General features: G+C 75.8%; 8 protein-coding genes. 6 read left to right on the forward strand and 2 right to left on the reverse strand.

What is annotated here, in order from left to right:
- The coding region (locus ADL08_RS05860) for a serine/threonine-protein kinase (protein WP_053640976.1) at positions 1 to 1,351 on the reverse strand (1,351 nt) is incomplete at its 3' end.
- Positions 1,352 to 1,828: 477 nt separating this feature from the next.
- Between ADL08_RS05860 and ADL08_RS05865 the strand changes: the two genes are divergently transcribed.
- The 4 genes from ADL08_RS05865 (at position 1,829) to ADL08_RS05880 (ending at position 9,454) form a co-directional block, all read left to right on the forward strand.
- Complete coding sequence (locus ADL08_RS05865; protein WP_053640977.1) at positions 1,829 to 5,656, forward strand: FHA domain-containing protein; 3,828 nt, start codon at positions 1,829 to 1,831, stop codon at positions 5,654 to 5,656.
- Between the two features lie 147 nt (positions 5,657 to 5,803).
- Positions 5,804 to 7,171, forward strand: a complete 1,368-nt coding sequence (locus tag ADL08_RS05870; protein WP_053640978.1) for an ABC transporter substrate-binding protein — start codon at positions 5,804 to 5,806, stop codon at positions 7,169 to 7,171.
- Positions 7,172 to 7,181: 10 nt separating this feature from the next.
- Positions 7,182 to 8,546: a carbohydrate ABC transporter permease gene (locus ADL08_RS05875; protein ID WP_078968514.1), complete on the forward strand. Its 1,365-nt coding sequence runs from the start codon at positions 7,182 to 7,184 to the stop codon at positions 8,544 to 8,546.
- Positions 8,543 to 9,454 (forward strand): carbohydrate ABC transporter permease, encoded by a 912-nt coding sequence (locus ADL08_RS05880; protein ID WP_053640980.1) that lies wholly within the window; start codon positions 8,543 to 8,545, stop codon positions 9,452 to 9,454. Before ADL08_RS05875 ends, ADL08_RS05880 begins: the two co-directional genes overlap by 4 nt.
- A gap of 12 nt (positions 9,455 to 9,466) precedes the next feature.
- On the opposite strand, the gene ADL08_RS05885 is transcribed toward ADL08_RS05880, so the two are convergent.
- Positions 9,467 to 10,066, reverse strand: a complete 600-nt coding sequence (locus ADL08_RS05885; RefSeq protein ID WP_063885244.1) for a TetR/AcrR family transcriptional regulator — start codon at positions 10,064 to 10,066, stop codon at positions 9,467 to 9,469.
- Between the two features lie 183 nt (positions 10,067 to 10,249).
- On the opposite strand from ADL08_RS05885, the gene ADL08_RS05890 reads away from it, so the two are divergent.
- On the forward strand, positions 10,250 to 11,167 hold the full coding sequence (locus tag ADL08_RS05890) for an ABC transporter permease (RefSeq protein ID WP_053640982.1): 918 nt from the start codon (positions 10,250 to 10,252) through the stop codon (positions 11,165 to 11,167).
- Positions 11,160 to 11,924, forward strand: coding sequence for an ABC transporter ATP-binding protein (locus tag ADL08_RS05895; RefSeq protein ID WP_053640983.1), 765 nt, complete (start codon positions 11,160 to 11,162; stop codon positions 11,922 to 11,924). The genes ADL08_RS05890 and ADL08_RS05895 overlap by 8 nt, the downstream gene beginning before the upstream one ends.
- Positions 11,925 to 12,049: the final 125 nt, after the last annotated feature.

Raw genomic sequence — 12,049 nt, forward strand, 5'->3', positions numbered from 1 at the left:
GCTGCTGGTACGGCGGGGGCTGCTGCCGCTGCTGGTTCTGGTTCTGCGGGGGGTGCGGGGGCTGCTGCGGCTGGCGCTGCGGGCGACGGCGCAGGGGGTCCTGGCTCGGGTCCAGGTACTGCACCTGCGTCTGCTCGTTGCGGTCGCGGGCGGCGCGCAGCTGGTTCTGCCAGGGGTGCGGCTCCTCGCCCTGACCGCCCTGGCCGGCCTGCCCGGCCTGCGGCGGGCCCGGCGGCACGGGGGGCATGACGGTCGTCGGGTCGGCGCCGCCGCCCGGGCCGCCGGTCGGCATGACGCTGGTCGCGCCCGCGGGGTCGTACCGCGGGGGCGCCCCGGCCCCGGCGGGCAGCACCTGGGTGGGGTCGGCGGACCCGGGGGCGCCGTGGGACAGCACCTGGGTCGGGTCGGCGGCCCCGGGGGCGCCGGGGACCGGCGCGGGCGCCGGGTCGGGGGCGAGGAGCGCCCCGACGCCGTCCGCCGCCTCGATCTGGGCGGGCGTGGCGTGCACGCCGATGCCGGCGGCGACCGCGCGCAGGCCGCGGGCGAGGTTCACGGCGCTCGGGCGCCGGTCGGGGTCCTTGCTGAGGCAGCGCTCTATGACCGTCCACAGCGGGCCGGGGACGGTCGAGGGACGGCGCGGCTCCTCGCTGAGGTGGCGGTGGAGGACCTCCAGGGCGGTGCCGCCCGCGAACGGGGGCCGGCCGGTGACCAGCTCGTAGAGGAGGATGCCCGCGCCGTAGATGTCGACGGCGGAGGTCTGCGGGCGGCCCTCGGCGGACTCGGGCGCCACGTACGCGGGCGTGCCGACGAACTCGTGGGTGCGGGTCAGGCCCGGGGAGTCGGCCAGGCGCGCGATGCCGAAGTCGGTGAGCATCGGGTGCATCGCGCCGTCGCGCTCGGCGAGCAGGACGTTGGCCGGCTTCAGGTCGCGGTGGACGACGCCGTCGGCGTGGCTGGCGGCGAGCGCGTCGGCGATCTGGGCGGTGAGGAGCGCCGCGGCGACCGGGGTGAGCGGTCCGCTCTCCCGGATGTACCGGTGCAGGTCGGGGCCCTCGACGAGGTCCATGACGAGGGCGAGGACGTCGCCCTCGACGACAAGGTCGCGGGTGCGCACGATGTTCGGGTGGGTGAGCCGGAGCAGCACGGACCGCTCGCGCAGGAAGCGCATCACGATGTCCGCGTCGTTGGCCAGCTCCTCCTTGAGGACCTTGATCGCGACGGTCTCGCCCGGCTGGCCGGGCACGGCCGCCTCGGCGCCCGCCGTCTCACGCTGGCGGGCTCGCCAGACGGTGCCCGTGGCGCCGCGGCCGAGCGGCTCCTCGAGCAGGTACTTGCTGCCGATAGGCCGCACGTCACGCGCTCCCTGCTGATCGTGGTCTGGGGTGGTTCCCGAGGTGTCCCCGCGGTCCCCGTCCTCTGTTGTGACCCGTCCGGGTGTCCGACCCACTTTAGTGCCGCCGAACGGGTCGCAGGCCGGTCGTCCACAGGGCGTTTCCGGAGGGGCTCCTGACCGAAGATGTCCGAAACGTACCCCGACCCTGTCCGGAAGAAGACGCTTCTGCGCGCGGGACGGTTGCCGGGCATGTTCCGAAGGCATGCCCAACCAGGCACTTTTACGTCCACAGCCGACCATTCAAGATCACTTGCGGCCGACCGGCGGGCGCGCTGTCGGTGGCAGGTGCGAGGATGCCCCCAGCACGTCGCACCGATGGGGTCGGGAGCCCCGCGCCGTGCCGACCTGTACCGGGCGACGCGTCCGTGCCGGGTGGGGGGAGACACGGGCGGTTCCCCTGCCGGGTACGTCGCGCAGAAGGGACCGCTGACGGCGATGCAGATCCGGTTGACCGTCCTCGCGCCGCACGCCGGCCACGGCGCCGGGCGCGCCTGCGACGTGCTCGTCACCGCCCCCGCCGGGACGGCGCTCTCCGCCGTGGCCTCCCAGCTGGCCGCCGCCGTCACGGGCCCCGAGACCTCCGCCTCGGGCACGACCGTGCTCCACGCGGGCGCGGAGCGGCTGGACGGCCGGCGCTGCGTGCTCGGCGAGCCCCCGCTGGTCGACGGCGCCGTCCTCTCCCTCCAGGTCCCGGGACCGGACGACCGGGTCGGGGAGGGCGCGGCCGCCCGGCTGCACGTGGTGGCGGGGCCGGACGCGGGCGGGGTGCACCTGCTGCACGGCGGAGCGATCAGGATCGGCCGTTCCGTCGACGCCGACGTCCCGCTCGACGACCCGGACGTCTCCCGCGCGCACTGCACGGTGACGGTCGGCGGGGACGGCCGCGTCACGGTCGCCGACCACGGCTCGACGAACGGCACGACCCTCGACGGCGCCCCCGTCGGCGAGCGCCCGGTCCGGCTCCGCCCGGGCGCGCTGCTGCGCCTCGGCGAGTCCGCCCTCCGCCTGACGGGCGCCGGCGACGACCCCGGCGGTATGGACGCGGTGGCGACGGCCCCGGACGGCGAGGGCCACCTGCGGCTCACGCGCGGCGCGCCGGACCCGACGGGCCGTACCGGCCGGACGGGCCCGGCGGGCGGCTCCGGGACGACCCCGGGCGGCCCGGCGGACGACGACACGACCCACGGCGGCGGGCACGCGCTCGCGTGGGGCGGCGGCACGGCCGACGGCGGCCACGGTGACCCGTACGCCGGCGGCTACGCCCCTTACGACGGCCACCACGCGCGCGACGGGCACGGTCACGCGCCTGACGGCGGCCACCACGACCCGTACGGCTCGGCCGGAAGCGGCGACGGGGGCCCGGCCGCTCGGTCCCAGGCCCAGGCTGAGCCCGCGACCGCGCCGCGGTCGGGCGGCAGGCGCGGGCTCGGCGCGTGGGCCCGGCGCCTCGCCGGGGGCCGCGAGGAGCTTCCGGCCCCCGCGGCCGAGGCCCGTCCGGCCCCCGACACGCACGCGGCCGCCCGGCAGGACCCCGGCGCCCGGGACGGCGCCCGCGGGCCCGTACCGGGCGCCGACACCTGGCCCGACCCGGCCACCGTCCTGCTCACCGCCCTCGGCCCCGGCCCCCGGCTCTGGGAGCGGGACCCCGACCACCCCGAGTCCCTGGCGGTCCGGCTCGGCACCACGGACCGCGCCGAGCTCTCCGGGGTGCCGGTCACGGTCGGGCTGCGCGAGGCCGGTTCGCTGGGTCTCGCGGGTCCCGGCGACCGGCTCGCCGGGTTCGCCCGCTCGGTGGTGGCCCAGCTCGCCGCCCTGCACTCCCCCTCCGACCTGGAGATCGTCCTCGTCAGCGCCGACCGGAACCGCTCCCTGGAGGAGCGGCGCCGCGCCTGGGGCTGGCTCGGCTGGCTCCCGCACGTCCGCCCGGCCCACGGCCAGGACTGCCGGCTGCTCCTGGCGTACGACCGCGAGCAGGCCCACGCGCGTACGTCCGAACTGACCCGGCGGCTCGACGACGGCCCGCTCGGACCCGGCTGGCCCAGCGCCGACCGCGCGTCCGTCGCGGAGGCCGCCGCGCGCTACGAGGGGCCCCGGACGGTCGTCGTCGTGGACGGCGACCCCGGCACGGCGGCGCTGCGCGAGACCGTGGCGCGGCTCGCGGGGGCCGGGGCGGCGGCCGGCATCCACCTCCTCTGTCTCGCCGAGGCGCCCTCCGCCTCCCCGGTCTCGCCGGTGGCCGCGACCTACGAGGCCGCGTGCGCCGCGTCCCTCGCGTTCCGCGAGTGCGGGGCCGCCGCGCTCCTGAGCGGGGACGTGGCGACGGCGCTGCGGCTGCTGCGCACCGCGGGCGGGCGCGTCGCGGGCCACGGCACCGTCGGCGTGGTCGACGCGGTCTCCGTCGCCTGGGCCGAGCGGTTCGGGCGGGCCCTCGCCCCGCTGCGGCCGGAGACCTCGGCGGCGCCGCACGGGCGGGCCGCCGCGCTGCCCCCGTCCTCCCGGCTGCTCGACGAGCTGGGTCTCGCCCGGGCCACCCCCGCCTCCCTGATGGCCCGCTGGGCCTCCGCCGGGGACGGCACGGCCGTCCTGGGCACGGGCCCGCACGGCCCGCTGGCCGTGGACCTCACCCAGGAGGGGCCGCACCTGCTGATCGAGGGCCCGGCGGGCAGCGGGCGCACGGAGCTGCTCCGCTCGATCGCCGCCTCGCTCGCGGCGGGCGGCCGGCCCGACCGGCTCGGCCTGCTCCTCGTGGACGGGGCCGGCGGCGAGCGCGGCGAGGGCCTCGCGGCCTGTACGGAGCTGCCGCACGTCACCGAGCACCTGGTCGCCTCGGACCCGGTCCGGATGCGGGAGTTCGCGCAGGCGCTCGGCGCCGAGCTGAAGCGGCGGGCCGAGCTCCTGGGCGACACCCCCTTCGCCGAGCGCCGGGGCGCCCGCGCCCCGCAGGTGGCCGAGCGGCTGATCGGCCAGCGCGCCCCGAGCGCGGCGGAGTCCGTCCCCCGGGGCGCCCGCGCGACCGTCCGCCTCCCGGACACCGGCGATCACCCGAGCGGCCGCACCCTCCGCACGGGCGACGGCACGATCGGCGCCCTCCCGAGCAGCCGCACGGCGGCCCGGACGCCGTACCCGGGCGCGGACGACGCGACCGGCCGGAGCGCGCACCCCGGCGGGGACGACCCCGGCGGCCGTCCGAGCGGCCGGAGCCCGTACCCGGGGGCGGACGACGTGACCGGCCGGTCGAGCGGACGGGTCCCGTACCCCGGCACGGGCGACCTCGACGGCCGCGCGAGCGGGCGCGTGTCCCGGGTCGGCGACGGTGACCGGCCGAGCGGGCGCGTGTCCCGTCCCGGAAGCGGTTCGGCCCGGTCCGGGGCGGACGCGTTCCTGGCCGACACGCCCAGCGGGCGACTGCCGCGCCGGGAGGGCGGAGACCCGGACGACCGCCCGAGCGGCAGGACCCTCCGCACCGGGGACGTCGACCTGGACAGCAGGTCGAGCAGGCGCGTACCCCGCACCGGAGACGGCGACCTCGCCGACCGCCCCAGCGGACGCGTGCCCCGCACCGGAGACGGCGACCTGGGTGGGCGTCCGAGCAGTCGGAGCCCGTACCCGGACGCGGGGGACGGGAGCGAGCGCTCCGGCGGGCGGGCGGGCCGTACCGAGGGGGCCGGGATCCGGATCCCCCGGCCCGCCTCGGGCGAGGCGGCCGGGGTCAGGGCGGCGGGGGCCGGGGCGCTGCCCCGGCTGGTCGTCCTGGTCGACGACTTCGACGCCCTGGTCGCGCCCGCGCTCGGCGCCCCCGGCCGGCCGGCCGCCGGGTCCGTCGTGCGGGCCCTGGAGGCCGTCGCCCGGCACGGCGAGCGGCTCGGCGTGCACCTCGTCGTGACCTCGGCCCGTCCGGACCGCACGGCCGACACCGAGCCGGCCCACAGCGCCCGGCTGCGGATCGTGCTCGACGCGCCCCCGGTGACGGCGGGGCCGGACGTCCCGGCGGCCGGGCGGGGCCGGCTCGGGCACCCGGACGGCCGGGTGACCCCCTTCCAGGCGGGCCGCGTCACCGGCCGGATCCCCCGGACGGCGACGCTCCGGCCGACGGTCGTCCCGCTGGAGTGGGAGCGGATGGGCGATCCGCCCACCCGCCGCCCGGTCCGCGAGCTGGGCAACGGACCGACGGACCTGGCCCTCCTCGCGAGCGCGCTCGACCGGGCGGCCCGCTCGGTGGAGGCGACTCCCGTGCCACCCCTCTCCCCCATCGCCCACACCTGAAACACCCCCGGGGCAATTCCTGACGTCACGTCACGAGGCAATCACGATCGCCCACTTGACACGGAAGGCGGTATTGCGGCCCCCGCGTCACCGGGCGTAGACCTGTCGGCACGGGACAGCTCAGCGCACGAAAGAGACGGGGCAGCGATGCGTACAACTCTTCGTCCACGCAAGGCCGCCGTGACCTTCACGGCACTCACGGCGCTCGCCGCGCTCGCCCTCGCGGGCTGCGGCGACGACGGCGGTGGCGGTGGCGGGGACCCGAAGACGACACCCAGCGGCGGCCTCTCCCTGAAGGGCGAGAAGATCGAGGTCGCGGCCGTCTGGACGGGCCCGGAGCAGGAGAACTTCACCAAGGTCCTGAAGGAGTTCGAGAGGCGGACCGGCGCGACCGTGACGTTCGTGCCCGCCCAGGACCCGATCGTGAACTTCCTCGGCACGAAGATCGCGGGCGGCTCCCCGCCCGACGTGGCGATGCTCCCGCAGGTGGGGGCGATCCAGCAGGCCGCCGCCCAGAAGTGGCTCAAGCCGGCCGGCCCGGAGGCCAAGGCCCAGCTGGCCGCGAACTACTCGCGCGGCTGGCAGGAGCTGGGCGCGGTGGACGGCACCCAGTACGGGGTCTACTTCAAGGCCGCCAACAAGTCGCTGGTCTGGTACAACACGGCCGTCTTCGAGAACGCGGGCGCCGCCGAGCCGAAGACCTGGAAGGAGTTCCTGACCACCGCCGAGACGATATCGGCGTCCGGCGTCACGCCGGTCTCGGTCGGCGGCGCGGACGGCTGGACCCTCACCGACTGGTTCGAGAACGTCTACCTCTCCCAGGCGGGCCCGGAGAAGTACGACCGACTGGCGAAGCACGAGATCAAGTGGACGGACCCGTCCGTCACCGCCGCCCTGACCACGCTCGCCGAGCTGTTCGGCAAGCCGTCGCTGCTCGCGGGCGGGACGAGCGGCGCGCTGCAGACGGAGTACCCGGCCTCGGTGACGCAGACCTTCACCGGCGGGGCCGAGCCGAAGGGCGCGATGGTCTTCGAGGGCGACTTCGCCGCCGTCAACATCGCCCAGACCGAGGCGAAGATCGGCACGGACGCCAAGGTCTTCCCCTTCCCGAAGGTCGGGGACGCCGGGACCGTGCCCGTGGTGACGGCCGGCGACGCGGCCGTGGCCCTCAAGGACACCAAGGGCGCGCAGGCGCTCCTCGCCTTCCTCGCCTCCCCGGACGCGGCGAAGATCTGGGCGGGCGCGGGCGGCTTCCTCTCGCCGAACAAGAACCTGGACCCGGCGGCGTATCCGAACGACGTCCAGCGCGAGATCGCCAAGGCCCTGATCGGCGCCGGTGACGACTTCCGCTTCGACATGTCGGACCAGATGCCGCAGTCGTTCGGCGGGACGCCCGGCAAGGGCGAGTGGAAGGCGCTCCAGGACTTCCTGAAGAACCCGAAGGACGTCGCCGGGGCCCAGGCGCGTCTGGAGGCGGACGCGGCGAAGGCGTACCGGGCCGCCGCGAAGGGCTGAGGTCCCCGCCATGGCGTCCACCACCGCGTCCACGCGCGCGAGGAGCACGACCGGGACGGACAAGAACGGAAGGAGCGGGGACAGGGGCGGGGGGCGGAGCCGGGCCGTGGCGGCGGGGTTCCTCCTCCCCGCCCTGCTCCTGCTCGGCGCGCTCGTCGTCTACCCGATCGGGTACTCCGTCCAGCGCTCGTTCTTCGACCGCTCCGGCTCCTCCTTCGTCGGCCTCGACAACTACCTGGCCCTGTTCACCGACGACTCCCTCCGCACCGCCGTCAGGAACAACCTGGTCTGGCTGGTGGTGGCCCCGGCGGTCGCCACCGCCCTCGGTCTGGTCTTCGCGGTCCTGACCGAACGCGTCCGCTGGGGAACGGCGTTCAAGCTGCTCGTCTTCATGCCGATGGCGATCTCGATGCTGGCCGCCGGGATCATCTTCCGGCTGGTGTACGAGCAGGACCCGGACCGGGGGGTCGCGAACGCCGTCTGGGTCGGCGTGCACGACACCTTCGCCGAGTCCTCGGTCTTCCCGAAGGCCAGACCGCTGCCCGTGCACCCGCTGGAGGCGGCCGGGGACGGCGCGTTCGTGACGAAGGAACCCGTGCGGGCCGGCCGGCCCGTACGGCTCCCGCTGGTCGGGGTGGCGCCGGCGCAGATGCCGGAGGGCGCGCGCCCGGCCGCGCCGCCCGCCGGCACGGACCCGGGCACGGTCACCGGCACGGCCTGGCTGGACTTCACCCGGGGCGGCGGCGGGCGGCCGAACGAGGTCGACCCGGCCGAACGGGGCCTCGCGGGGCTGCGGATCGAGGCCGTACGGGACGGGAAGGTGGTCGCCACGGCGACGGCGGCGGCCGACGGCACGTTCGCCCTGCCCGCCGACCGCGCGGACGGAGCCGTGCTGCGGCTGCCCGCGAGCAACTTCCGGGAGCAGTACGCCGGCGTCGAGTGGCTGGGCCCCTCGCTCGTCACGCCCGCGATCATCGGGGCGTACGTGTGGATGTGGGCCGGGTTCGCGATGGTCCTGATCGGGGCCGGGCTCGCGGCCGTGCCGCGCGAACTGCTCGAAGCGGCGCGGGTGGACGGGGCGAACGAGTGGCAGGTGTTCCGCCGGATCACGGTGCCGCTCCTGGCCCCGGTCCTCGCGGTCGTCCTCGTCACCCTGATGATCAACGTGCTGAAGATCTTCGACCTGGTCTTCGTGATCGCGCCGGGCTCGGCGCAGGACGACGCGAACGTGCTCGCGCTCCAGCTGTACCGCTCGTCCTTCGGTACGGACGCGGACCTCGGGGTCGGCTCGGCCATCGCCGTCCTGCTGCTCCTGCTCGTGGTCCCGGTGATGGTCCTCAACATCCGCCGCATGCGCAGGGAGGCCCGCCGATGAGTACGACCGACGTCCGGCCGACCCGTTCCGCCGCCTCCGCCCGGCCCGCCCGCCCGGCCCGCTCCCCGGCGGCGCGGATCGCGTCCGTGGCCGCGTCCGGCGCGGTGCGGGTCTTCCTCGTCCTGGCGGGCCTGTTCTGGCTGATGCCGACGGTCGGGCTGCTGCTCTCCTCGCTCCGCTCGCCGTCCGACATCGCGGCGAGCGGCTGGTGGGAGGCGTTCACCGCCCCGGCCCGGCTGACCACGGAGAACTACGCCCAGCTGCTCGCGAACGACACGATCACCGGCTCCCTGCTCAACACCGTCCTGATCACCGTCCCGGCCACGCTGCTCGTCCTGGTGATCGGCTCGTTCGCCGGGTACGCGTTCGCGTGGCTGGAGTTCCCGGGCCGGGACTGGTGGTTCCTGGGCGTGGTCGCCCTGCTCGTGGTGCCGGTGCAGGTCGCCCTGGTGCCGGTGTCGAAGCTGTTCGGGGTGGTCGGGCTCTTCGAGACGACCGCCGGGGTGGTCCTCTTCCACACGGCCTTCGGCCTGCCGTTCGCGATCTTCCTGCTGCGGAACTTCTTCGCGGAGATCCCGCGCGAGCTCCTGGAGGCGGCGCGGCTCGACGGGGCGGGCGAGATCCGGCTGTTCACCCGGGTGGTGCTGCCGCTCGGCGGCCCGGCGATCGCCTCGCTCGGCATCTTCCAGTTCCTGTGGGTCTGGAACGACATGCTGATCGCCCTGATCTTCGCGGACTCGCAGTCGCCGCCGATCACGGTGGCGCTCCAGCAGCAGGTGCGGCAGTTCGGCAACAACGTGGACGTGCTCGCGCCGGGCGCGTTCCTGTCGATGGTGGTGCCGCTCGTGGTGTTCTTCGCGTTCCAGCGCCAGTTCGCGTCGGGGGTGATGGCGGGCGCGGTGAAGTGACCCCCCGCGGGGTCAGCCCTTGAGCGCCGCCACCGCCGCGCGCGCGAGGTCGTCGACGTACCCCGGGGGCGGCGGGGTGCGGACGACGACGAGGCGCCAGTACAGCGGCCCGGCGACCAGGTCGAGGGCCCGGTCCGGGTCGGCGCCCTCGGGGAGTTCGCCGCGCGCGACGGCCTCGCGGACGATCCGGGCGACGACGCCCTGCTGTCCGTCGAGCAGCGCGGCCTTGACCGCGTCGGCGATCTCGGGATGCCGGGCCGCCTCGACGAGGAGGTCGGGCACGACCCGCGAGGCGACCGGGTGGCTCAGGGCCTGCGAGGCCACGTGGAGGAGGGCGCGCACGTCCTCGTACAGGGAGCCGGTGGCGGGCGCCGGCAGGCCCTGGGCGGCGAAGGCGCCGACGAGGTCGAGGACGAGGGAGAGCTTGGACTTCCAGCGCCGGTAGACGGCGGTCTTGCCGACGCCCGCGCGGCGGGCGATCCCCTCGATGGACATCCGGGCGAAGCCGACGGCCGCGAGTTCCTCGAAGACGGCGGCGCGGATGGCCTCGGTCACGTCCTCGCGGAGCACGGCGGCTCCGGCGGGTGTGCGGCGGGGGGTCGGTTCGGTCATGGACGGCATCCTAACCAACGGCTACGTGACGACGATACGGTTGCGTTCCGTCGTGGAGCGTCCTACTGTCCCCGTAGCGACGATACGGACCCGTCCCGTCGTGGTCATCATCCACGCGTCCGCACCGGCCGACCGCGCCCGGAGCCGCGACGACGCCCCGCACCCCGCACCGAAGGCCCGCCCATGACCACCACCCTCGCGCCGCCCCCGCCACGGACCGCCCCTCCTCCCTCCGAGGACCTCGGCGCGCTCGCCCTCCGGCACGGACTGACCGTCAGCGGGGCCCGCCCCCCGCTGCGCGAGTACGTCCGGCAGCTCTGGTCCCGCCGCGACTTCGTCGCCGCCTTCGCGACCGCCCGCCTGACCTCCCAGTACAGCCAGGCGCGCCTCGGCCAGCTCTGGCAGGTGGCGACCCCGCTCCTCAACGCGGCCGTCTACTACCTGATCTTCGGCGTCCTGATGAACGCCAAGCACGGCGTGCCCGACTACGTGCCCTTCCTGATCACCGGCGTCTTCGTGTGGACCTTCACCGCCAACACGCTCCTGGCCGGCACCCGCGCGATCAGCGGCAACCTCGGCCTGGTGCGCGCCCTGCACTTCCCGCGCGCGAGCCTGCCGCTCTCGCTCGCCCTCCAGCAGCTCCAGCAGTTCCTGCTCTCGCTCGCCGCGCTCGTCGTGATCCTCCTCTGCTGCGGTCAGTTCCCCGCGTGGAGCTGGCTGCTCGCCGTCCCCGCGCTCGGCTGCCAGACCCTGTTCAACACGGGCGTGGCGCTCGCCCTGGCCCGGATCGCGGCCCGCACCCCGGACGTCGCCCAGCTGATGCCGTTCGCGCTGCGCACCTGGATGTACGCCTCGGGCGCCATGTGGTCGATCCAGAACCTGGCGAGCGCCGGGCGCTTCCCCGAGGGCGTGGTCCTCGCCCTCCGGTGCAACCCGGCGGCGGTCTACATCGACCTCATGCGCTTCGCCCTGATCGGGAGCCACACCCAGGACCGGCTGCCGCCGCACGTCTGGGCGCTCGCCGCCGGCTGGGCCCTGCTGTCCTTCGCGGGCGGCTTCGTCTGGTTCTGGAAGGCGGAGGAGGCGTACGGCCGTGGCTGAGACGCGCGAGCACGAGAGGATCCCGACCGTCGTGGTCGACGGCGTCCACATCACGTACACCGTGCACGGACACGGGCAGGAGCACGGGCGCGGCGGCCGGTGGAGGCGGCGCCCGGCCGCGCAGCGGGTCCACGCCGTCAAGGGAGTCTGCTTCGTCGCGTACCGGGGCGAGTCGATCGGCCTGATCGGTTCGAACGGATCGGGGAAGTCCACCCTCCTGAAGGCCGTCGCGGGGCTGCTGCCCGTCGACCGGGGCCGGATTCACACCCACGGCCGCCCCGCCCTCCTCGGCGTCGACGCGGCCCTGATGAACGACCTGACGGGCGAGCGGAACGTGGTCCTCGGCGGCCTGGCCATGGGCATGAGCCGTGCGGAGGTCCGCGAGCGCTACGCCGGGATCGTCGACTTCTCGGGCGTCAACGAGAAGGACGACGCGATCTCCCGCCCGATGCGGACGTACTCCTCCGGGATGGGCGCCCGGCTGCGCTTCTCCATCGCCGCCGCGCGGAGCCACGACGTCCTGCTGATCGACGAGGCCCTGGCCACCGGCGACGCGCGCTTCCGCCACCGGAGCAGGCGGCGGATCGAGGAGCTGCGGGCGGCGGCGGGGACGGTCCTCCTGGTCAGCCACTCGCACTCGACCGTCGCGGAGACCTGCGAGCGCGCCCTGTGGCTGGAGGCGGGGACGCTCCGGATGGACGGCCCGGCGCGGGAGGTGGTGGCCGCGTACGAGGAGTTCACCGCGTCAGGGGCGTAGACCACCGGCAAACAAGACATTACGGTCTAAAGTGCGGTGGGGTGACGAACGATCAGCCGCAGACCCCCCACCCGGCCGGCACCGCACCCCCGGGCTCCCCCGCGTCCGGACCCCCCACCGACACC

This window comes from Streptomyces sp. NRRL F-6492 (assembly GCF_001280125.1).
Taxonomy (GTDB): Bacteria; Actinomycetota; Actinomycetes; order Streptomycetales; family Streptomycetaceae; genus Streptomyces.

Bases quoted from the DNA above. Each gene is read 5' to 3' on its own strand.
- ADL08_RS05890 (WP_053640982.1), top strand. From the start codon at position 10,250: ATGACCACCACCCTCGCGCCGCCCCCGCCACGGACCGCCCCTCCTCCC.
- ADL08_RS05880 (WP_053640980.1), top strand. From the start codon at position 8,543: ATGAGTACGACCGACGTCCGGCCGACCCGTTCCGCCGCCTCCGCCCGG.
- ADL08_RS05885 (WP_063885244.1), bottom strand. From the start codon at position 10,066: ATGACCGAACCGACCCCCCGCCGCACACCCGCCGGAGCCGCCGTGCTC.
- ADL08_RS05870 (WP_053640978.1), top strand. From the start codon at position 5,804: ATGCGTACAACTCTTCGTCCACGCAAGGCCGCCGTGACCTTCACGGCA.
- ADL08_RS05865 (WP_053640977.1), top strand. From the start codon at position 1,829: ATGCAGATCCGGTTGACCGTCCTCGCGCCGCACGCCGGCCACGGCGCC.
- ADL08_RS05875 (WP_078968514.1), top strand. From the start codon at position 7,182: ATGGCGTCCACCACCGCGTCCACGCGCGCGAGGAGCACGACCGGGACG.